This is a genomic window from Streptococcus sp. OMI750 (assembly GCF_047463895.1).
In the GTDB taxonomy this organism is placed as follows: domain Bacteria; phylum Bacillota; class Bacilli; order Lactobacillales; family Streptococcaceae; genus Streptococcus.
The window spans coordinates 662,448-686,099 of record NZ_JASHCZ010000001.1 but is presented as its reverse complement, the minus strand read 5'-3'; the positions used below and the strand labels follow the sequence as shown (position 1 = coordinate 686,099).

General features: G+C 32.0%; 20 protein-coding genes and 1 pseudogene. 19 read left to right on the top strand and 2 right to left on the bottom strand.

Going from position 1 to position 23,652, the window contains the following annotated elements; translation table 11 throughout:
- Positions 1 to 53: 53 nt before the first annotated feature.
- From QM830_RS03510 to QM830_RS03485, 6 genes and pseudogenes are all read left to right on the top strand, one after another.
- Positions 54 to 205 (top strand): annotated as a pseudogene (locus QM830_RS03510) (IS630 family transposase); the annotation flags it as partial.
- Between the two features lie 92 nt (positions 206 to 297).
- The gene (locus tag QM830_RS03505; RefSeq protein ID WP_023919388.1) at positions 298 to 1,170 is read left to right on the top strand and encodes a helix-turn-helix domain-containing protein; all 873 of its coding nucleotides are present in this window, start codon (positions 298 to 300) and stop codon (positions 1,168 to 1,170) included.
- A 203-nt stretch (positions 1,171 to 1,373) separates the two neighbouring features.
- Entirely contained in the window at positions 1,374 to 1,511 is a 138-nt protein-coding gene (locus tag QM830_RS03500; protein WP_155167719.1) for a hypothetical protein, read from the top strand.
- A gap of 145 nt (positions 1,512 to 1,656) precedes the next feature.
- A complete protein-coding gene (locus QM830_RS03495) occupies positions 1,657 to 1,950 on the top strand; it encodes a hypothetical protein (protein ID WP_023919386.1) in 294 nt (97 codons plus the stop codon).
- A gap of 6 nt (positions 1,951 to 1,956) precedes the next feature.
- Positions 1,957 to 4,158 (top strand): ABC transporter permease, encoded by a 2,202-nt coding sequence (locus QM830_RS03490; protein ID WP_023919384.1) that lies wholly within the window; start codon positions 1,957 to 1,959, stop codon positions 4,156 to 4,158.
- Between the two features lie 4 nt (positions 4,159 to 4,162).
- Positions 4,163 to 4,819 carry an ABC transporter ATP-binding protein gene (locus QM830_RS03485; RefSeq protein ID WP_049492958.1) on the top strand — a complete coding sequence of 219 codons (657 nt, stop codon included), beginning with the start codon at positions 4,163 to 4,165 and terminating at the stop codon, positions 4,817 to 4,819.
- A 906-nt stretch (positions 4,820 to 5,725) separates the two neighbouring features.
- Here QM830_RS03485 and QM830_RS03480 read toward each other — a convergent pair.
- Positions 5,726 to 6,625, bottom strand: a complete 900-nt coding sequence (locus tag QM830_RS03480; RefSeq protein WP_049492955.1) for a tyrosine-type recombinase/integrase — start codon at positions 6,623 to 6,625, stop codon at positions 5,726 to 5,728.
- Between the two features lie 99 nt (positions 6,626 to 6,724).
- Here QM830_RS03480 and QM830_RS03475 point away from each other — a divergent pair, with 99 nt between their 5' ends.
- Positions 6,725 to 8,989, top strand: coding sequence for a hypothetical protein (locus tag QM830_RS03475; RefSeq protein ID WP_049492952.1), 2,265 nt, complete (start codon positions 6,725 to 6,727; stop codon positions 8,987 to 8,989).
- Positions 8,990 to 9,043: 54 nt separating this feature from the next.
- Here the strand turns inward: QM830_RS03475 and QM830_RS03470 are convergent, their stop codons facing one another.
- Positions 9,044 to 10,021, bottom strand: coding sequence for an ATP-grasp domain-containing protein (locus QM830_RS03470; protein ID WP_021154572.1), 978 nt, complete (start codon positions 10,019 to 10,021; stop codon positions 9,044 to 9,046).
- Between the two features lie 242 nt (positions 10,022 to 10,263).
- Between QM830_RS03470 and pezA the strand changes: the two genes are divergently transcribed.
- The 12 genes from pezA to QM830_RS03410 all read left to right on the top strand — a co-directional run bounded on the left by pezA (position 10,264) and on the right by QM830_RS03410 (position 23,551).
- On the top strand, positions 10,264 to 10,740 hold the full coding sequence (gene pezA, locus QM830_RS03465) for a type II toxin-antitoxin system antitoxin PezA (protein WP_049492949.1): 477 nt from the start codon (positions 10,264 to 10,266) through the stop codon (positions 10,738 to 10,740).
- Entirely contained in the window at positions 10,740 to 11,510 is a 771-nt protein-coding gene (pezT, locus tag QM830_RS03460) for a type II toxin-antitoxin system toxin PezT (protein WP_049492945.1), read from the top strand. Before pezA ends, pezT begins: the two co-directional genes overlap by 1 nt.
- A 12-nt stretch (positions 11,511 to 11,522) precedes the next feature.
- Positions 11,523 to 13,763, top strand: a complete 2,241-nt coding sequence (locus QM830_RS03455) for an AAA family ATPase (protein ID WP_049492941.1) — start codon at positions 11,523 to 11,525, stop codon at positions 13,761 to 13,763.
- Between the two features lie 3 nt (positions 13,764 to 13,766).
- Complete coding sequence (locus QM830_RS03450) at positions 13,767 to 15,788, top strand: UvrD-helicase domain-containing protein (protein ID WP_049492937.1); 2,022 nt, start codon at positions 13,767 to 13,769, stop codon at positions 15,786 to 15,788.
- Positions 15,789 to 16,511: 723 nt separating this feature from the next.
- Entirely contained in the window at positions 16,512 to 16,661 is a 150-nt protein-coding gene (locus tag QM830_RS03445) for a hypothetical protein (RefSeq protein WP_161800830.1), read from the top strand.
- Positions 16,662 to 16,784: 123 nt separating this feature from the next.
- Positions 16,785 to 17,138, top strand: a complete 354-nt coding sequence (locus tag QM830_RS03440) for a hypothetical protein (RefSeq protein ID WP_239682714.1) — start codon at positions 16,785 to 16,787, stop codon at positions 17,136 to 17,138.
- A gap of 369 nt (positions 17,139 to 17,507) precedes the next feature.
- The gene (locus tag QM830_RS03435; RefSeq protein WP_049492934.1) at positions 17,508 to 18,431 is read left to right on the top strand and encodes a hypothetical protein; all 924 of its coding nucleotides are present in this window, start codon (positions 17,508 to 17,510) and stop codon (positions 18,429 to 18,431) included.
- A gap of 290 nt (positions 18,432 to 18,721) precedes the next feature.
- Entirely contained in the window at positions 18,722 to 20,653 is a 1,932-nt protein-coding gene (locus QM830_RS03430; RefSeq protein WP_414325645.1) for a DnaB-like helicase C-terminal domain-containing protein, read from the top strand.
- Between the two features lie 96 nt (positions 20,654 to 20,749).
- Complete coding sequence (locus QM830_RS03425; protein ID WP_049492926.1) at positions 20,750 to 20,998, top strand: DUF3173 family protein; 249 nt, start codon at positions 20,750 to 20,752, stop codon at positions 20,996 to 20,998.
- Entirely contained in the window at positions 20,991 to 22,202 is a 1,212-nt protein-coding gene (locus QM830_RS03420; protein WP_070665728.1) for a tyrosine-type recombinase/integrase, read from the top strand. The genes QM830_RS03425 and QM830_RS03420 overlap by 8 nt, the downstream gene beginning before the upstream one ends.
- Positions 22,203 to 22,507: 305 nt before the next feature.
- The gene (locus QM830_RS03415; RefSeq protein WP_009731083.1) at positions 22,508 to 22,951 is read left to right on the top strand and encodes a hypothetical protein; all 444 of its coding nucleotides are present in this window, start codon (positions 22,508 to 22,510) and stop codon (positions 22,949 to 22,951) included.
- A 147-nt stretch (positions 22,952 to 23,098) separates the two neighbouring features.
- Positions 23,099 to 23,551: a hypothetical protein gene (locus tag QM830_RS03410; protein WP_009731082.1), complete on the top strand. Its 453-nt coding sequence runs from the start codon at positions 23,099 to 23,101 to the stop codon at positions 23,549 to 23,551.
- The last annotated feature ends 101 nt before the right edge of the window (positions 23,552 to 23,652 follow it).

The following is a 23,652-nucleotide window of genomic DNA, read 5'->3' as shown; positions in this document are numbered from 1 at the left end:
CTACAGTAAGGAGTTGAAATATGAAATTCCATGAATTTGGGGATAAGAATTTACCTCTTGAGCAAGTCTGGGCAGAGATTCGGAAGCGAGGGTTCAAGAACAAGATGTTTAAAACTCTCAATGAAGTCATTGATAAGTTGCAAGAAGTGATTAGGAGCTTGCATTGGACAGTACTATTGTTCATAGAAGTTGGATTAGTTTTTGATTTTAGGTGAGTATGAATAATTGAAAAATAAAAGTCATAATGTTATAATTTGTGATATAAAGATAAATATTACATAGAATAGAGGTGGCCATATGGGGAAACTATTGGCGAGCCGAATGCGTAGTCGGAGAAAAGAACTGAATTTGTCTCAGGTTGAATTGGCTGCTGGTATCTGTGAACAGGCCCAAATCAGTAAAATTGAGCGAGATGCAGACTATAGTCCTGGCTCAGACTTAATATATGCCCTTGCAAAAAAGCTAAATGTATCAATGGACTACTTTTTTGACGAGGATATCCATGTCGAATCGGAGTTTTTGACTCAATTTCGTGCTGTATCTAAGAAATTCTTAGACTTACGAGATTATGATTCACTAAAATATATCTATGAGTTAGAAGCTGCGAAGACAGTAAAACTCCCTCTCTCCGATCAGTTATACCTTCAGTGGATAGAGGCTATTGTGTTGTTTAACCATGACCTTAAACAGAATGAAGCGATCAAAAAATTAGAAGCTATTTTGTCAAAATATAGCGAATATGATTGGGAATATTTGAATATCTCAAATAGTTTATTACACTTTTACTTTCAGACGGATGAACTCTCAAAATTTGAAGAAGTCTATAATCGCATGACCAATCTTTTTAAGAGTGTTAAGGTTCGGACAATTGATGAACTTGAAATTCTGATTAAATGTCGGTATAACTTTTGTCGGTATCTATGGTTAAACCAGCAAACAGAGAGAGCGATAAGTGAGACTTTTGAAACGATTGGTATTTGTCTCAAAAATAATAGTTTCTACTGTTTAGCTAATCTTTACTGTTTACTTGGGAATGTTAGTGAAGGTTTTGCCCATAAAGATGCCGTTAAACAGTACTTTGTAACAGCGCAGCGTGCATACCTGCTAGAGGGAAATGATAAGATGGCTTTAGACCTTGAGCGTTTTATCAATGAAACATTCCCAGCATAATTGTTATAGACAACTCAGTCTTTACTGTGTTGTTTTTTATATGCATTTATTATAACATCTCTCATGAAACGAGTTATTTCTACGGTTAAAATAAACATATTCATAATAAAAAAATAAAATAAAAAAATCTTTATAAATACAATTGACAAATAATTTTCTGCGTGATAGAATACAATCAAGGAATATGAAAGGGGTTGCAAGATATGAAGAAAGCAACTAAAAAGTTTGTTGTCGCAGTTTTATTAGCGGGTTTATTAGTTATTGTTGGTAAACCATCGATAAATCCCGCTCCCGCCCCTTTAGGCTTTGATCCTGGAGAATTATATTCTGTAAAATTTTAAAATATGAATTGTAAAATTTTATGAATAAGCTGGTAGTATTACCAGTTCAAAGAAAGGATAGTTGCCAATGTACTAAGTTGTCATAAGTTACTAAAAAAGAGTTGTAATTGTTAGTTTTAGTCAAAAATGAAATGGAGACTATGTTATGAAGAAAAGAATTAAGAAGATTATTTCAACATCGTTACTTGCTCTTACCCTAGCTGGTGCAGGTGGTTCAATCGCTTCTGCCGCAACAGTTTATTATAAAGGTTCTGCCGTTTATTGGAACTATGGTCGTACAGTAGGACTTTGGAGTTACTCACACGTTCAATCTGGTGTGTATGAACACGCAGCAAGTGCTAACGGAGGTTTCTCAGGTTGGAAACGGCCAGGAATTGAAGCACGTGCATCTAGATATATTGGAAGTGGTACAGCACAATGTTACTGGAATTGTAGGTAAGCGCCTATGACATACAAAAACATGTTATTAGGTAAAATGAAGTACTTAATCCTGTTTTTGATTGCCATTCAGAGCGTACTACTTGCTCTGATGGCAATTTTTTTTACAGGTGTTCAGTATGAGGAGGCATGGCAAAGTTATAACCGTAATTCTAGGACAGTTACAGTTTATCTTCAAAGATTATCTGAAGAACAGTCGCAAAGTGTATACCAATACTTTTTGGAACAAAGTGACTTGTCTATTTGGACGAAACGTACTACAAATAGTAGTAGGGATGGTTCAATAAATAGAATATATTTAGATGTTCTTGGCAATCCTGAAGGTTTTTCAGATTTTACAAACGGTGGTAAAATAATTTTATCACGCCAACAAATTTCAGATTTATTATCCCATAGTGACAATAACTTGACTATTGGACTTGATAAGGGAACTGATAATATGCTCTATGAATTACCGAGCTTGTTATTTACAACCCCTGTTGTTATTAATCGGTTAGACCATATTTTTCAAGAAACAAATACAATAAACGGGATATATCATATCAATGGTCTTCAGGACAACCTCTCAAGAGAAACGTTTTTATCAAATCTCTCATCCATTACTGGGATTTCTGTTGAAGACTTGATTAGAGAGAGTTTTGGCAGTAATACTGTTGAGGGAATTGTGCCAATCGTTTTAGCTGCTAGTATTGCAGTAAATGCTATGGTTCTTCTTGTTCTTTTCCTAATATGTGTTTTACAATCCTTTAAACATTTTGGGACATTGATACTACTTGGATGGGATAGGAAGGAGTTGTGGTCTGCCCTCTTCAAGGATTCTCTTCTGTTTTCTATTTATATTGCACCTGTTTCCGCACTAGCAACTTGGTTTTTGTCAGGTTGGGCTAGTTTTGGATTATCATCATTTGTGTTAGTCTTTGCGGGTACAAGTCTTTCAATCTTGTTACTATTGCTAACATTAATTATTCCAAGTATTGTTGTTTATTTGGTTTCTCCATTAGCTGCAATTCATAAACGGTTACCAATGAAACCATTAATGGCAACCAGTTTGTTATTCTATACTTTAGTAGCTGGTTTATTAATAGCAGTTAGTCATTCCTTAGATGCGCCAATGAATCAGTTCATTGATAATGTCAAAGTAGCTAGGGAGTGGAAAAGTGTCGAAAATATGTATGTTATTTCGGATTTTGTAGAAGGGGATGATATAGGAACCTACTCTGGTAATACAAATTCATTAGAAAGCAGCATGTATCACTTTTACCAACGAATTTCAGAGATTCCAGGTGTTTATATTGCTCAGGGAGAATATCTCGGGCAAGAATACCTTGATACAATCTATGGTACGTATCAAAATGTTCCTAAAAAACCATTTTGGTATTTAACCTATTCTTATAATTACTTATCTGAACTAGGAGTTGAGTTAAGTAATGAAGAATTATCCGAAATACGTAATGGTGCCAGATTGTACCTTATTCCTGATACTCTAGGTTCAGCGGATGTTGAAACCATGAAGGCTTATTTACAAGAAGTTGTTCGAGTAAAACCAGGGGATATAGGGACTAAGTTTACAGAAAATCCAAGATTTTTATTTAGAACCTATCAGCCATCTAAGTCCATTTTTACTTGGTCAAGATCAATCGATCGAGGTGTAACTAGTGAAGAACCTGTTATTTTTGTAGCAGCTCCTGAAAACTTGTACTTCATGGAATCAGCAAACCTATCTGTGAGTGGATATGACGGAATTTTGAAAGTTCGTGATAAGGAAACAATGAATCAGGTAAAATCAATTTTAGAAAATGAGTTCCCTGATTTATCAGACAATGCACTGAAATTTACAACGGTTAAGAATTATATCAATGGACTTCAGAAAGATCTCGGCTATACTTTCTACCTATTTGGAAGTATCATTGCTATTATTGTCTTTACTATGATGGCTATCTTTTGGAGTTTTGTCTTGATTTATCGCTTGCTTTTCGAAGAAAAACTGTATGTACAATACTTCATGGGCTTTTCTCCTTGGAAGAGGTATAGCGGTGTTCTTTCTCTTGTCGTTGGTGTTTCTGCGATAGAACTACTTGTTTCTATCTTACTAGGTTCTAAGTTGGGAATAGTTTTAACACTAGTTACATTTGCTTTCCAATTATTACTTCTTTACTTCAATCTATTCCGTAAAGAAGTAGAAAGTCTCATACAATCGTTTAAGGGGTGATTTAATGTCTATGATTTCCGTACAAAATGTGTCAAAAAAATTTGGGTCACGTGAGATTTTAAAAGACTTAAGTTTTGATGTTGAGGAAAATGAATTTGTAGCTTTAGTAGGGCCATCTGGTTCTGGAAAATCTACGTTACTTAATATGATTGGCCTTTTGGATAATATTGATAGTGGTAAGATTTTAATCAACGGGAAGATCTTACCAAAAGTGAATTCGCGTTCTGCGGTTAACTATCGAAAGAATGTTATCAACTATCTATTTCAATCAAATGCACTCATCTCTACATCCAGTGTAAAAGATAATCTCATGCTTGCTATGAACTTTACTAATTTCTCTAAGGAAGAGAAGGAGAAAAAGATTAAAGAAACCTTGCGGTTTGTTGGTTTGGAAAATAGACTAGATAGCAAGGTCAATGAATTATCTGGAGGTGAGCAGCAGAGAATCGCCATCGTGAGAGCTATTCTAAAACCAGGTGATATCATCTTGGCAGATGAACCAACAGGTTCATTGGATCCTGATATGGCTCAAAAATCATTTGACTTAATTCGGTCGTTGAGAGATCAGTTTGGAAAAACAATTCTAATCGTCACACATAATTTAGACCATGCGAAACAATGTGATCGAATTGTCTCGTTGAAATCAGCTTTTGTAAATTAGTCTACTCACTTACAACTGAGATAATCATTTTAGTCTATAGAACAATGAAGGAAGTGGAAGTTTAAGGATGAAAAATTTTGAATACTATATGACACAACCGCCAAGTTTGTACAATCATCTAGAGTTATAAACTTATCTAGTGGTTGAAAATCATATTGATGACATCCTTTGTCTGCATATAATTTTCAACAATAAATTAGAAGATATGGTTGTTTTACATCCATTTCAAAAGAAAACTGTCCCTATCCCACATTGTTTTAAAGGCGAGACTGTGACAGTCTTAGATGACGATGAGGTTACGTGGCATTTGTTAGAATTTCAAGATTTTAGAACTTGTTTGACTCAGTGATTCAGCATGGAGTTCACTAAAATATAAGAAAAAGAATTTTATCAGGAAAAGTATTCTACTATATGTATAGTGGAAAATCGTAAAAAAGCAAAGACGAAGTAATTACCTCGTCTTTGCTTTTTTAGTATAATGAACACCTTCATGTCAATGAAGTCAATATCGGATGGCAGCCCTTTGGAGTAATCAAAAATGCCCAAATTAATTAAAACTTGCGCATCTTATTAATTTTACAAATTGGGTATTACTACTTTATGTCACCCTTTTTCAAATATATTATACAAAAAAATGAAAAGGTTTACAAGAAATTGACGGTTATAGGAATAATTCTCATCACTTTGAACATTAAAAAGGAGAGAACCGATTTAGTCCTCTCCAGATTGTAACTTTATATCAACCCACTACAGTTGACAATGAGCCAAGGATCAGTCGATATCATCTCTATGGGGCAAGCAAGGCAAGTACAGACACAACAGGGAATCCCTTTGTCTATAACGGCAAAGCCCGTGACGATACTGGACTTGACTATTCAGGATAGGGTTACCTCTATGAAGGTAGCCCTATTTTTTTGACTGTGAATGAATCGAAGCAATGGGATTACACAGAGTTAGAATTTCTTTTTGCTTTGACTGAGATACATGAGTATAGATTTGTGTGACTGAGATAGAACTATGTCCAAGAATTTGTTGAATGTATCGAATATCTACATCACTATCTAGAAGCATTGTTGCGAAACTATGTCTAAACATATGGGGGGTAATAGGTGTAGTTAAGTTATGTTGTTTAATAAGGGTATTTAGAATTAAACGTACACTTTGCTCTGACAATGGTTTGAAAGAATATTTTCCAGAGAATAGGTAGTTACTGGGTTGAAAACAGTAGTTATTTATATATGTTTCTAGTAAGCTAAATGTTATTTGATCTCCTAAAAATAGGATACGTTCTTTCTTACCTTTTCCCATAATATGGAGAGTCCTATTTGAAAGATTAATATTTTTAAGATGAATATGACAAAGTTCGGAAATCCTAATACCAGTTGAAAGCAATAGGGAAATGATTAGCAAATTTCTTTCAGCTTTTTGTTTTTGATATTTAGTTTTTGAATAGGTAATTTTCTGTTCTAGATGTAAAAAAATACTTTTCAAAATATCATAAGGAATCGTTTTAGGTAATATTTTTTCCGTTCTAAATTGATAACGTAATTGATTAAAAGGATTCTCATCAACTAAATTATGATATTTTAAGTAGCTGTAAAACACCTTCAAACTAGCAATTTTGCGACGTAATGTATTAGATTTAATATTGGATTTCGTCAAATGTTCAACATAGGTTTCCACACTGCTGTAATTTGAATTGTAAAATTGCAAAAGATCATTTTTGTAAGCTCGAATCGTATGTGAACTCAAGCGTCTATGGGTTTTGCAGTAGTCTAAGAAAGTAGAAATATGTTTATAATCCATGAATAACTCCTTTATCAATAATCATGCTATTATATACTTATTTGAATGCTTTGTATAGTGATAATAAATAGTTATCGCTAGGAGAAGGAGAATTTGCATATGAATGAAGTCTACGTAAATCGAAAAATTACTCCGGAAGACCTTCTAAATAATGTAGATAAGAGAATTATTTTACTCCAGTCTGATGATGAGAGCGGACTAAGTTACTTTTTAAAATATACAACCGAGTTTTTTAATAGCCAGGAATTAACAAGTTTTTATATTAGTGGTAGTGAAAATATTGCAAAACAAATTTTCAGACAGATTTTTAATGCTATCACTATTGAAGAAGTTGAGAAAAAAATATCAAAGTATCCTAAACGAGAAGTTATTTTGACGATACTCAAGACAATGGTATATCCACTTGATTGCATCCCTTTTATTCCCAATATAGGTTCTACAATTGTAAATATTATTGATTGTATTGATAGTACACTTAGCGTAGATGCGATACATTATGAAGACTATAAGCTCGAACGAGCTCTTATTGAATACCTAAATAAGATTAATCCAAGAGTTGCTCTTATCATAGAAGAATTAGATGAGAGAAATATTGATTTCCTAAAAATACTTATACAGCATAAAGTTGACTTAATAGTCGCGGTACCAAATAAAGACAAAAATGAAGTTATTAAGTTCCTTTCAAAATCTGAAATTACTAATCCATATACGTGGAAACAGAAATTTTTACGCCCAGATAATCAAGAAACATACCATTTTTTCGAGAGCTATCAAGCCGAATTAGATGAAAAGAGTTTGTCTAAAATATCAGCTTCAAATTTTAGCATACATGCTATTATGTCATGCATAAAGAAATATGATTTCGAGCGTGAATTGACTATCTTTGAACAAATCGTTTTAGGTTCTCTAACACAATTAAGGTGTCCCTTGTCATTAAAATTCTTAGATAAAGTTTATCGGACTTATCTCCAAAAAACATTAACTCTAAATGAAGAGAACTCTGACGTTTCGGAATTAATTCGTAAACTATCACAGGATGGATTTATAGAATATTTAGATTCAGGGAGGATAATTTTAGCTAATACCGGTTTTTCCTATACACAAAACAAAATTGAAGAAACATTGCTTATAAATACGCTTGTTGATGTAATCTCCGAAACAGAAGAGTTATCTGTAGAACTTTGTAAATATGGAATTAGTTATACCAATAAGCAATTATCAAAGAAAAAATATTTTCTATTAGGTCTCCTAAAACTTCAGAGAGATGAAATAGATACTGATTATTTGTTACAATTAGTTTCTTGTGAATTAGATAATTTAACTGAGCTCTTAACAATTGGTCGACTACTGTATAATCGTTTCTATTTCAATGAAGTTTTTCACCTACTTCAAAAATATCCGCAATATAGTAATGAAAGAAGTTATCTGCTACTACAAGCTTTAGTCAAAGAGCGATTGCGGTCGTCAGACCACCTTGACCTTTTACAACATCTATTAGAGACTTCAGTAGACAAAGATGAGCAATGCTTAGTATTGTCAAACTTATTCGTTGCTTATATTAACAGGAATAATTCCACTGGGTATCGAGAAATACTTAATGGAACAGGAAAATTTTTCTATAAAAACTTTGTCGGTTCTAAATATTATCCTTACTTATTACGAAATATTGCATTTTATCTTCCTTTTGAAGAGGGGATGATAGCCTATAAGAATATTTTAGAGATTTTCAAAGGAACAGACGATATTAATTATAATCGAACATTATCGAATTATATTTGCTTCTTAATGAAATTTAGTACAATAGAAAATGCTAGAGAAGAGTTGCAAAATTTAGAAACTGAAATACAGCAAATACTATTGCTAAAGGATAGTAGATATGAATATTTATATAATAACTTTTCCTTATATTTAATGAATTTTACAAATCAAAATCCTACACTATACTTCAATATGATATCAGAAGATGAAACTGGTTCGGAGACTCCCTTTATTTACTCTAGGATCAATCTAACACTCTACTTAGCTAAAGTTTCATCTTTAGAAGCAAATAAATTATTTTCTCAAGTTAAATCTCTGGTAGATAATTCTCCTGTTTATCAAACCAAGCGATTTTTTGAGATTAATCAACTTCTCTACTTCTATATGAACGATGTAGATATTTCTGAATATCTGGATACTCTAGATACAAGTCCATTTAGAAACGATGATCATTATGTTGAGGAGCTAGCCTTTCACTATTTACAAAAAATTGAGGATGGTCAAAAATATACTGATTCGGACTGGAAAAAATTATTTTGCCCAGGTTATCTTTTTTATAGATATTATGATGTAAAACTGTTGTTTCCTGAAAAATTATGCTATTAAATAAAGATAACCAGTTTACAACCAAATCAACTGTGGGGGTAAACTGGTATTTTTTTACTTTATTGGATGTTTTACTCGTTCTATACCAATTTGTAATAGAGTGAGAATAATATCTTCATAAGTCTCAAAACCACTGTTTAAGAAGCTTAGCACAGAGCCACTATGAATACCAAGGTTCATCATAGTATTTACTTCTAAAAAGTATGGTTTTCTATCTGTCCCTATAATAAAGTCTATTCTTCCATAGTCAGATGGTTGCATACTTTGGAAATATTTCATTGATAAAGTAAACAATTCCTTGTTTAATTCTTCATCCTTACTTATTTCTGTTTTCAGACCTGCTTCAGTTCTTCGTTTTTGACTTGTACTGATAATGTTTCCTTTTTTATCTGAAGTTGAAAAATGCGGAGTTCCTATAATAATTTCACCATTGACCCCCTTAATGAATGGAACACCATACAATCTTCCATCAATAAATTCTTCAACAATTATTTCAGTTTGCTTGAGATAAAATTCTTTCTCTTTTTCTTTAACTTCTTTCCATGTTTCACAATAGCATGATTCATCAATACCTTCTGAACCACTACCAAATCGTGGTTTTATGAAATAAGGGCCAGAAAATGGTGGATGTTCTACCAATGGAAACTCTATGTTACCAATTTGCCAATTTGCAGTATTTATTCCCAAATGCTCAGCCAGATTTTTTGATAAATTCTTGTCTTCTACCAAAGCTCTGACATTAGGTGCTGCTCCAATATATGGTATTTTTAAATATTCACACAATGATTGTACAAAAATCTCTGAATTTCTGAATCCAATCCTATTGTAAAATGACCATACCAAATCAATTTCTTCATAGTTTTTAATTAGATAGTCAACATTATTTGATGTGATTATCTTATGGCCTGTTTTGGATAATACTTCATAAATCTTATGATGGTAAGTTTCAGCATAGAAAACTTCCATATCATTCTGTGGTTCGATATAAAAATCATGATTAGGTGCAAATTGGGCTAAGAATAGAATTTTCATACAATGTTCTCCTAGCGATAACTATTTATTATCACTAGTATACCATAGATTCATATCTCCAATATGTTTTCGATTGTAGTTTTTTTACTTTTTTATATTCTTAAAGACTTTTTGAACAGCCTCATAGTACTTTTTCTTCAATAACTAAATATGTGGTATTCTATCCATTAGCAACAACGCACCAAAAATGGTGCGTTCATCTTTTTTGTGCTATAATAGAAATAAATAAAAGGAGGGCTCTCATGATCGGAGAAAATATTAAAGCGTTACGTAAAACACATGATCTAACCCAGCCTGAGTTCGCAAAGATTGTTGGTATCTCTCGAAATAGCTTGAGTCGTTATGAAAATGGAACAAGTTCAGTTTCGACAGAATTAATAGACCGTATCTGCCAGAAATTTAATGTTTCCTATATCGATATCGTAGGAGAGGAAAAGCTGCTCACACCAGTAGAAGATTATCAGTTAACTCTGAAAATTGAAGTGATTAAAGAACGAGGGGCGAATATCTTAGCACAACTTTATCGTTTTCAAGATGAACAAGGAATTGCATTTGATGATACTTCTAATCCTTGGGTTCTAATGAGCGATGATTTGTCTGATTTGCTGAACACGAGGATTTATCTTGTTGCAAGTTTTGAGGATATAGAGCGGTTTAATGGCTATTTGGATGGCATTGAACGTATGCTAGAACAAGCTACTCATCTGGTGGTGGCTTAATGAAACTAGAAGAATTTAGTCAAGGTGATTTTGAACGAGCCTCCAAACGACTCGTTCGTTCTTTAACTCGTGGTAAAACAACTTCGTCTCAGCCCAAGGCTATCTTGCTAGGTGGACAGAGTGGTGCTGGGAAAACAACGATTCATCGTGTGAAACAAAGGGAATTTCAAGGGAATCTCATTATCATTGATGGAGATAGTTATCGCTCTTTTCATCCGAACTACCTTGGCCTACAGGAAAAGTATGGAAAAGATAGTGTGGATTATACTAAAGTATTTGCGGGTCGGATGGTTGAATATCTCGTAGATGAATTGAGTAAACAAGGTTATCATTTGTTAATCGAGGGCACCTTGAGAACAACAGAAGTTCCTCGAAAAACGGCACAATTATTGACAACTAGAGGTTACCAAGTCTCACTAGCACTGATTGCGACCAAGCCTGAATTGTCCTATCTCAGCACTTTGATACGTTATGAAGAGCTCTATGCTATAAATCCTAGTCAAGCCAGAGCAACTCCTAAAGCACACCATGATGGAATTGTAGAACATTTGGTTGATAATTTACGGGAGTTGGAAAAGGATCAGCTTTTTAGACAAATTCAAATTTATCAAAGAGATCAATCGTGCGTTTATAATTCGCAAGTAGATCAAATTTCAGCAGCAGAAGTTTTACAAGAATGCCTCTTCGGAAAATGGAGTAAGGTAGAGGAGGAGATGTTGAAGATAGGGCAGGAACGGTTGAGGGAGTTAAGTATGAGAACTCCAAAATAGGAGAGAATTTTTATGTATTTAAAAAGTTTATCAATAAAAAATTATAGAAAATATGGCGAAGAGGTTCAGGTAATTAACTTCGCTCATAGCAAATGGCCAGAAATTCCAGGAGATGAAGATGAAACAGAGAAAATAAATATAACAGAAGAGTATATATCAAAAAGTTCGTCATTAATTGTAGGTAAAAATAATTCTGGTAAAAGTACAATTGTTAAATTATTGAATACACTACAAAATAGTAAATCAGGCAGCCGTAGTGTTTTTAAACATACCGATTTTAATTTAAAAATATTATCAGATTGGTATCATGAAAATATTGACAATAAATCTGAAGAAGAGATAAAAAGTATTGATAGATCTCATTTTCCTAAACTAGAGTTTCGGTTGATATTAGGAATTGATGATGGAAATGATTTGATTTCAAGTTTCGAAGATATATTAGTTGTAAGTGGTATAAAAACAGTAGAAACTCAAGAGAATCAAGAGATCGCTGAAGTGACTATCGATGTTAAGTATGAAGTTGCGGATGAAGTGGCTTTTTTAGAAGATCTGGTTAAAATTAAGACTAGCCATTTTAATGATAGTCAACAGTACGATGAACCATATAAAAAAGAACTTCAATATCGACAATTTTTAGCTTTATTTAGCAGTAATTACTTTGTATTAAATTTTTACCCTATAGGAAGAGAGGAGCCAGCTAAAGAGTTTTCTCTATCCTCATTGTTAAAGGTGGATACAATAGAAGCGAATACGGTTAAAAATGACAAGACACTTTCGCAAGCTTACAATAGAATAGTTTCAACTTATATAAAAAATAATGATATTGAAGAGATTAATAGTTTGGTTGGTGGTATTAATTATCAAGTAAAGGGGATGGTTGATGCCAATATAAAGGATATTCTTCAAAGTGCCGTGTCTAGTATTGAATCAACTAAGAATCTAAAGATGAATTTACATCCAGATGTAAATTTAGAGAAAATTTTTGCAAATAGCATTATTTATGAGTACCAAGAGGGAAATAACAACATACCTGAGAGCCAGTTTGGCATGGGGTATACAAATTTGATGGTAATTATCGCAAAAATTGTTGATTATATTGAGCTATACAGTGAGAAAGATATTAATGGTTCAGTAAATATTCTTTGTATTGAAGAACCAGAGTCATTTATGCATCCACAGATGCAAGAATTATTTATAAAAAATATTTCAAAAGCAATTGCGACATTACTAGGTAAAAAACAACAACTAGATACCTTTCAAATTATCATCACAACTCACTCAACCCATATTTTAAACAGTAAGATTCAATCAGGAAACACTCTAAATAATATTAGTTATCTAGGTCAAGCAGGTACAAATAATATTATAAAAAACATAAGTGATGACGCAATAGTATCTGGTAGAGATATTGACAAAAAAGCTTATGAATATATCAAGAAATACTTAAGGCTAGAGGTATCAGATGTTTTCTTTGCTGATGCAGTCATTCTAGTTGAGGGTGTTTCAGAAGAAAACTATTTAAGATATGAAATTGATAAACATCCAATATTGAAAAATCATCATATTAAAGTTTATAGAATTGATGGAGCTTATGCTCACCAGTTTATTAGTTTATTAGATTTGTTAGAAATCAAAACGGTTATTTTTACAGATTTGGATTTAAAAAGATCTGAAGATGAAAAGAAAGTTGATATAAAAGATAATGATGAACCTGATGTGATTCCACAAAACATATCAGATTTAGAAAAATTTGCAACTGCGGTAAGCTCTTTGAGTACGAACGGTACTCTGCAATATTTTATAAAAAAGGAGCTAAAAGATGAAGAAGCTAAATATGGTGAGATTAATAACAAGATAATCGAAAAGCTTAATAACAATGAAGAATTAATTATTGATTACAATAACATCACTCTGTTCTCTCAAGGTAAAATAAATGAGTACTATGCTACTAGCTTTGAGGAAGCAATTGTTTTAACGAATGCTAAAAACAGTGAAGGTAGCCATAAAAATAAACAATCACTTATTAAACTTCTACAATTTGTTCATCCAAAGAAGAAATATTTTAGAGATATTGATGAATCTTCAGAAATAGCAGATAAGTCTTATATGTATCAAGCTAAATTATCTGATGGGAAATCAAAGTTTTCTACTGGAATTGTATATTTATCTGTAACCGATGATGACTTTAACCTTAAACAACCTAAGTATATTGAATCAGGTTTGAAATTACTTTGTGATTATTTTGAGGAGTAAATAATGATATATACAATTAATCCAGAAAATAAACAATTAGAGTTAGATATTCAGCAAAAAATTAATGATTGTTTAGATAATTTTGAGAGCTTTTGTTTCGACGCTGGTGCTGGTGCAGGGAAAACCTATGCATTACAAAAATCAATTGAACATATTTTGAAGATGGAGGGAGAAAATTTAAAATTACGGAATCAAAAAATCTTATGTATCACATACACTAATGCCGCAAAAGATGAGATTCTTAGTCGGCTTGGTAAAAATTCTGCTATACTGGTCTCTACAATCCATGAATTTTTATGGGAATTTATTTCTATTCAGCAAGAGTTACTGACTATAGAACATAGGAATAAAATAATTGATGAACTTGATACTATTGATCATAAAATAAATGAAAATTCTCTTTCTAATAGTGTTAATCTGGTTGATTTCCAGAATATGATTAATGATGACAAATTTATGAAAATTTTCTACAATACACCTAGTAGTCCAGCAAAAGATTTCAAAGAGAAGATTATAGGCTATAATAAAAACTTTAAATCATATTTAAGTAATGTTAATAAGTTTAGCAGTTTAGTTAAGGATATTAATAAAAAGTATAAACTTGAAATATCATTAAAGAAAATTGAAGACAAAGAATCTAAAAAAATCATTTATAATCCAGTTCAAAACCGTGATAAACTTGAAAATTATGTCATTAGTCATGATACATTATTACTTTATTGTAAAAATATAATTACTAATCAAGATATATTAAAGAGATTATTTTCAGATAGATATCCATATATCTTAATTGATGAGTACCAAGATACAGATGAAAAAGTTGTTGCTATTATTGATAGTATAAGGGAATATTCAAATTCTAGGAAAAAGTTAGTAGTAGGTTTTTTTGGTGATTCCTTACAAAATATTTATGGTTCAGGTATAGGTGTCCTGCCAAATAAAGAAAAATATAAGAGTATTGAAAAAGTTTTTAATCGCCGTTCATCTAAGCAAATAGTAGAGTTAATTGAAAAAATTAGGAATGACGATTTTGGTCAGCAGTCCATATATACTGATTTTGATAATGGATCTTATAATTTTTATATCTCAGGTGATGATTTTAATATAGATACTTTTTTACAGGAAAATCACCTGATTAATAAAACGGCTTGTCTTCTTATGAAAAATGATGATATTTCCAAAGCAAGAGGATTTGATGAAATATTATCAGTGTTGAAAAAGTTCCCTCGATTTAGTGGTGCGAACTTTGATAATGTGTCTAATGAATTTTTGCAGAAAAATTTACAGCATATGGGATGGTTTTTGAGAGAGATTTTAACTTTCATAGACTTTATTCAAAGGGCAGGGGATGATAATTCAACTGTCAGGGAGATTGTCCAGTTCGCAATTCCGTATAAATCAACACTAACATTTGCAGAGATGAAACAATTTATCAATAGTTTGAGAGACCTTAATTTATCAACATTGAAAATTGATAAATGTATTGATGAAATTGCTAATATCCAGGAACCAATCTCAGGTAATGATATTCTAAAAAAAATATTCTTGATAGATGATACCACTGAGAACATTTTGTTGAATATAAAGAATCGCGCTTATGATTATTTTTACTATTCTCAAGATTCGGAGGAATCAGAAAGAGAAATGACAGTTGTTGATGAATTTTTTAATCTAGATATTTCTCAATTTATCAAGTGGTATAATTATATTTTTGATGATTTAAAAAATGAAGGAATTAGCTATTACACATTGCATGGTTCAAAGGGGCTAGAATTTGATAATGTAGTTGTTGTACTACAAGATAAATTTGCAAAAAAAGAAAATTATTGTAAGTATTTTTTTGAAAAATATAATACTTCAATTGATTCTGATCCACAATTTCAAGAAGTTCGCAATCTTTTATATGTTGCTTTTTCAAGAGCCAAGAAAAATCTTTATGTAATTTATAAAAATAATACTCCAGAAAATTTATTAGCGAATATAAAGGATATTTTTCAAGAAATTCACAATTTAAATTCATATTAGACATATATTTATGAAGTTTTACTCTTTCATTTTTTGTAATTAGAAAATTTATGTTGGACTATACTTGTAAAGTAATTCTAGTTGATTCCTAGATACCATTATATTATAAAACTGATTTTGAAAAAATATAAATACAAAATTTACAAAACAATAACAAAAATGGTGTGAACTTTTTGGTAAAATCTAGCTCAATTCGTGTATTTTTAGGGTAAAATTCACACCATTCAAATGAAATATATTCAAATTAGATGAAATTGTTCTTTCTGAAAACGTGGGAAAACATTGATTTTAAGCGGATATTGAAACTTATTCAAATAAAAGTGTTTCCAACCAGGTCTTAAGAAAGCTCGTAAAGCTTCACAATTCTCAAAACGTTAATAAATAAGCTAATACTAACTTATATAGACATTCAAGATGACTTTCTTGAATGTCATTTTTATTTTAATATACTTTAGTTAAATCTAAAATTGTGTTATTTTATATTTGATGTAGATTAGTTATTATATGTCAGTTCTATTTTCGGGACCTAAATATCCCAAAAGTGATTACTTAATATGTAAAAGTGAGTTATAATTTATATATCGAACTGAAAGGGAATTGCGATGTGGAAAAAGCAAATTGAAAATCCAACAATTATTAAGAGACAAAAGCATGATAAAATGAAAAATCTTAAGGAATATACTATTTCGTTAAAATTTTATATTTAGAAGGGTTTGGAGAAAGATGAAATTTATAAATGGGATGAAGGATTTATCACAAGCGATAGTAGACAAAACGGTTGATGTGAGTCAAAAAAGTTTTAAGTGGGTTAAAGATAATCGTGTAGAAATTATAGAATATGCAGCTATTACTATCTTAAAAAGTGTTGTTTAAGTTTTAAATGAAGATAGGAATAGGAAAGAAATATATGAGAATGAGTATGATTATAATGAGAGTTTTGAATCTAATATAAATGAGTCAAGCTATATAAGTACTATAAATGATGAGCAGGTTGTGTTGAAGGAACCACAAATTAAAAATAATAAAAATTATCCTCAAAACAGAAAATCTCCAGACTGTCATTTTTGCCATAGTAAAAATGGTAAAATCTTCGTTCGAGGAGGAACGGATGAACAAAAGCAGCAATTTAGAGAGATGCATCGATTTGTAGGACAATATGTTTGTACTGAATGTGGAAACGACTTTGATGAAGATGATATTGATTGGGAATTTAGCGATCCAGAAACTGGTTTCTATTATTGTAATTTCTGCAGTAATTCACTTGAGCAGGCTGGAATTGATGCAATGGATCCCGATGGTTTTGGATACGATGATTATGGAAATTGGGATTCTGACCGTTTAGGGTTATAACCTGTCTAAGGTTATTAGAAAAAATTAATAAAAATTTTTTTAATTTGCTCAAAAAAATTTTAATCCTATATGGAAGATCTTATAATGTGTATTAAAATCCTTAAAATATCACTATTTCCGCTATTTTAAAGGGCACTTTGTAAAGTGTCCTTTTTAAATTTTAGTAGAAAATTGAGCAATTTTTGGTAGAAAAAGCGACTTTTTTTGATTTTTCTTTTTTTTACTTTCATCAAAAAATGGCAGACTATTAGTATGGAAAGAAAAAAATTTATTGAGAGCAAGAGAGTTGTTAGCAAACAAGCCAAGCTAACAGCTCTTTTTTTGTGCCCTCAATAATCTTTTCAAATAAATAAAAAAAGAGGTTATATAATGCCTGTTGATAAAAACAAGAAAATCGAGAAGATTTTAAATACACCGACTTTGAATTTGCTACCTTCTGTTAATTTGAAAACAGATGACAAAGTAAGGGATCGAATCACTAATCGAACATCGATTCATTTAGGGCCTGGTACGATTCATATTGAAAATTTTGATGCTAACAAAGATTATTTCAAACTCCGAGTTTTGAAGATGTTAGATTTATTAATTTTGCTTGTAGGGAAGAAGAACCAATATAGACTAAGTGAAGAAGAGGCTGTTAATTGCTTGGTTGAATTTTCAATTAAACAGTATGCAGAACTGATGGGGAAAAATAATCTAAAAAGTACTTCAACGAAGAAAAATGTACGTCGTATCATTGAAGAGGCATTAAGTTTGCTAAACGATCTTTCTATTAGTACCGCAGAAAAGAGAAAATCGGAAATCAAAGAATTCAAAGATATGAAACTGATTGAGGAATTCAAATGCAAAAAAGGAGTTTATACAGTTCAATTGACTGAAAAATTCGTTAGATATTTAATTACTTCTTATGTGACAAATTTCCCTCTCAGACTTTTTAAAATTGATGAACGTAGTAAAAATGTTTATTCTATCGCAAAGAAACTAGTCTATCATCAAAGTCTCAATAATAATAGAAAGAAAAAAATTCATGAAGTCATATCAGTTGAAGCTCTGTTAAATGTATGTCCTAAAATTCCAGCAATAGAAGAAGTTAGATTGAAAAAAGGTGGTTGGCGTTCAAGAATTGAGGAGAGCTTAACTAATTCACTTGATAAACTAGCCGATGATAAAATCCTAGTTTGTTGGGAATACTGTAATCCAAATTGTGAACCTTTATCAAAAAAACAGATAAAGATGGATTCTTTTTTTGATTTTCAAAAATATAGGGTTCATTTTAAGGTTTCAGGGATTTAAATTCACTGATTTATTGATTTGCTTCGATTAAATCAGGATTTATGGATAGGGTATGTTGAATTAGAATTGGGGGTATGTTGAATTAGAATAGGGGGTATGTTGATTTTGTAAAAAAAATTTTCACCCTTGGTATAACTGATATTTTAGCATCTCTGATTTTCAATACTAATAATATTAATAAGCAGCATATGCCTTCAATTTTCGTATTGAAGGCAATGCTATAATTTTTCCTGTAAAGAAAAAAATCCGGATTTTATTTTTTTACAGGAAATGAAAAAAGGAGTACAAATATGTTTGAAGAAGAAAAATCTTATTTGAAAGCATTCATTGAACAAATCTCTGAACAAAGTCGTAAAGGTGGTAAGGGAGCATATATTTGCCCTCTTTGCCACAGTGGTGAAGGAAGAAACAGAACTGGTGCTTTTCACATTTACGATGAAATCCAGTGGAAATGTTTCTCTTGCGATAGAGGTGGAGATATCTTTGATCTTATCGGCTATGTAGAAGGACTTGTTAAATTTAAGGATCAATTGAAGCGTGTCAGAGAGTTGTTTAATCTATCAACTGAATGTGATGGATTCAATTACCAGAAGAGTGAATATTTGAATTCCAATGCTGTTTTTCCTTTAAAGGAAGAAGAGAAAAAAGATAATTATTCAAGCTTTTATAATGAGGCAACAAAGCATCTTTGTGAAACTGACTATTTTCTTAAACGAGGGTTGAGTTTTTCAACAGTCCAACGGTTTAAAGTTGGCTACGTAAAAAAATGGAAGCATCCCAAGGTGACTAATCCAAATGTCCCTGAAACACCAAGATTAATTATCCCTTTAAGCGGTAGTTGTTATTTTGCTCGTGATACAAGAGATATTGTACCCGAACCTCAATTGAACTATATTAAGCAGAAGGTGGGAGGGAGCGATATTTTTAATAAAAGCGAACTCTTCAAAAAATCTACGGATCCCATTTTTATTGTAGAAGGCGAAATAGATGCCATGAGCATAATTGAAGTTGGTGGAAAGGCAGTAGCACTTGGCAGTATTGGAAATATAAATAAATTAATTAATCTTGTTTCTGATCTTAAAATTGATCGTACATTCATTCTCTCATTGGACCAAGACGAAAAGGGGAGAGAGGCTGAACTAAAATTAGCAGAGCAATTTAGAAATAAGAAAATTAAATTTATTTCTTTCAAATTAACTATTGATGATGTAAAAGATCCTAACGATATGTTAGTGAAAAATAAAGGAGTATTTAACAAAATGGTAGAATATGCAATCAATCAAACAAAAAGTGAAAAAGAGCGGTATCTTGAATATTCAACAGCTAATCATCTTCCGAAGTTTTTTAATGATATTACGAATGGTTCAAATACTTCATGTGTTAAAACAAATTTTGAAGGTTTAGATGATCTATTGGAAGGTGGTCTTTACGAAGGCTTGTATTGTGTTGGTGCAATTTCCTCCCTTGGAAAGACAACATTTGTAACTCAGATTGCTGATCAAATTGCAGCACAGGGAACAGATGTTTTGATTTTTAGTATTGAAATGTCGAGATGGGAAATAATTAGTAAAAGTCTTAGTCGTCACACTGTTATCGAATCTATTGCCTCTAATAGTGATATCAGAAATGCAAAAACAGCACGAGGAATTACTGAGGGAAGTAGATATGCAGGTTACAGCACCCCAGAGATTGATTTGATTAAAAAAGCTGGAGAAAATTACTCTCAATACTGCAAAAATATTTACATTGTCGAAGGTACTGGACCTATTGGTGTGGAGCTAATTCGGAAAACTGTTGAAAATCATCTCAAATATACTGGAAAAGTACCTGTCGTTATTATTGATTACTTACAGATTCTATACCCGGTGAATGAACGATTAACTGAAAAACAAAACACAGATAGATCGGTAATAGAATTGAAAAGGATTAGCCGAGACTTTAAAACACCAGTAATTGCTATTTCTTCTTTTAATAGAGAAAACTACAAATCTGTTGTAAGTATGCAGTCTTTCAAGGAGAGCGGAGCAATCGAGTATTCTAGCGATGTTTTGATTGGACTACAACTTAAGGGGACTGGACCAGCAAATTTTGATGTTAATGAAGCTAAGTCGAGAAATCCTAGAGAAATTGAGCTAGTGGTTTTAAAAAATCGTAATGGAAGAACTGGCATTAAGATGGAATTTGACTATTATGCGATGTACAATTATTTTAAAGAAAAGTAGTATAAGGCTTTTGGTTAATGATCTAATTTGTTGAATTACTCTAAGCCTTATCAAAAGATGGAAATCTCTGTAATTAAGAATTAGAAGGAAGAGATAATGCAAACAATAAATCATACAGAATTAATGAAATTAGGTTTTCCTGAACATACGGCACGGGATATTATAAGACAAGCCAAGTTAATTGCTGTCCGACAATTTGAAGAATCTAGAGCTTTATCAAATAATATGGTAGAATTAAGTAAATCACCTTTTGACAATTCTCGTCTTAATTTAGCTCCTACTTATATTGTAGAAGAATTACTCGGTTTTAAGTTGCTTTCTGAAAGAAAGGAACAAAATGAGTAAAAAATATAAATGCGTAAGTCGAAATAAGAAAGGAAAAATTTACTATGAGGTTGAATTCAGTGTAGATCCATCTACGGGTGACCGAAAGAGGTTTAGGGTTAAATCTTATAAAGATCAATTCGGGATTGATTTTAAAACAGAAAAGCAAGCCTTTGACGAAGTCTGTAGGATAAGAACTGAATACAATGCTAAAATAGCTAGTGCTAGTACAAAAAGACCACAATTAGATATTCCATTTTCAAAATTTATGGAAGATGTCTATTTGCCTTATTATAAGAAAACTGTTCAGCCCGTAACCTATCAAACTGCTTATCCTCAGTATAAGACTTTTATTGAAGTTTTTGCTGACAAGAAATTGTCTGAAATCAATGTTCGGGAATGTGAAGATTTTAGATTATCTTTAATGGAAGACTACTCTCCAAACTACGCAAAAGGACTTTGGTGTAAACTGAAGAAGTGTTTAAATTATGCAGAACGCTTGGAATACATCGAGAATAATCCTTGTCGAAAGTTAGACAATCCTAAAGGAGAAAAATCGAAAACTGAATTTTGGACTGTGGAGGAACTTGATAAGGTATTAAAAACTTTTGATCAGACAGTTTATGAAGAGAGGCAGTTTTATACGGCTATCTGGCTTTATTTTATGACGGGGATGCGAGTCTCTGAGGGTCTTAGTTTAAAGTGGTCAGACATAGATCTTAAAAATAAGGTTATTCATATTCAGTCTACCCTTGAATATCAAGGGAATGGGAAATACGTTCGAAAAGAGCAGACAAAAACTAGGGCAGGCATGCGTTTCTTAGAAATAGATGACGAAACTGTTAAAGTGTTGCAAAATTGGAGAACTGTACAAGTGTATAATAGAGAAGATAATTTTGTATTAGCACGGTTTAACTCTCCCATGAACAAATCTACCTTAAATCGAATGTTAAAAAGGCATGCACTAGCGGCTAAGGTTCCGGTTATTACTGGGAAAGGTCTACGTCATAGTCATGATTCATTTATGATAAACGTTCTAAAAAAAGATGTTTTGTATGTCTCGGCTCGTTCAGGAAGAACGGACAAAGCTACAACTCTAAACACCTATTCTCATTTCTATGATAGACAAGTTGTCTCTGGTGGTGCTGAGATAACAGAGGTTTTAGGAGAGCTGGGATTAACTGCAAATCCCGCCACAATCCCGCCAAGTAAAGAAACCAAGTAAAAAATAGCTGTGTGAGAACAACTAAAGCAACGACGCTTCAGTTACTCTTAAATAATCGAGTTTCCAATCAAAATGAAAACCGAGGTTTAGGCCTCGATTTTTTTGTCGTTGAAAATAATGATGATAGAATGTGAATAGATTGCTTTTATAAAGCTAACATGTGTAGCTCTCTTTATTTTCTCTCAACCCTACTAAATAGTGCAGTTTTAATGATGTTACAATCATTTTACATTTACTTTATTCCCTTGAGATGTTTCTGATTTGTTGCTATAATGGCTATAAATCATATCATGAAGGAGAAGATGATGAAAAATTTTAAACGTCTTTTGTTAGCTGTTGTAGCTGTCTTTGCAGCCGTCCTTTTGGTAGCTTGTGGCGCTAAAAGCGATAATGGGACATATGTGTTTGAGCCTACTAAGGATGAAATCAAAGATATTATGCCAAGTGAATTTCAATCTTTGATAGGTGATAATTACTCATTCACTATTTCGATTACAATCAATGATAAGAAAGGTGAGATGAAAGTAGACACGAATGCAGGTGGTCAAAATGTTAATCAAGTGATTGAGTTGGAAGTAGACCAAAAAGCTAAAACACTTGTCTCAGAAAATGAGTATGGAAAAGCGGAAATTACTTATCAAGTTTCAGGAAATGTGTTAACGATTAAGGATGTGAAGAATTCTTTGATGGGTGACACAGACATGTTTAATAACTACATGAAAATTGCTAAGTTCAAAAAAGTTAAATAAGCAATCAGGGCGGGATTTAAATTCCGCCTTATTCTATTTCTTTGTTGATACAAGAAATATTACAAGAATATGACATTTATAAACTTTCATTGCGGTGGATTGGAAATGTTGCTATAATAGGGATATTCTAACTAGAAAGGAGAAGTTATGAAAAACTTTAAACGCATTCTTTTAGCTTTTGTTGCCGTTTTTGCAGCAGTTCTTTTAGTCGCTTGTAGTAGCAAGAGTGATAATGGGACTTATGTCTATAAACCTGCAAAATCTGAAGTGAAGGAAATTCTTGGAGAACAAGGGGTAACAGACTCATCTGTAGAAGCCTTGCTTGATCAAGTTAAATTAGAAGTTTCTGTTACTATCAAAGATAAAAAAGGTAGCATTAGCATCAAAGGTGAAGCTTTGGGGAATAAGATGGACCAATCTTATGAAGTAAAAGTAGACCAAAAAGCTAAAACATTCCAAGCTAAAACAGGTGAAGGTGAAAAGATTAAATATAAGGTTTCAGGCGACGTATTTACCTTTGATTTATCTGATCAAGATAGCTCAGATAGTGCAGCTACTTTAGAAATGTTCAAAAACGCTAAATTTAAACGCACTAAATAAAGCAAGTAAAGAGCAGGGAGAACCTGTTCTTTTCCTTTACTTTTGGGTAGGGTTTGGTATAATGAATGTGACTACAGATGGGATTGGGGCAGGATTAAATT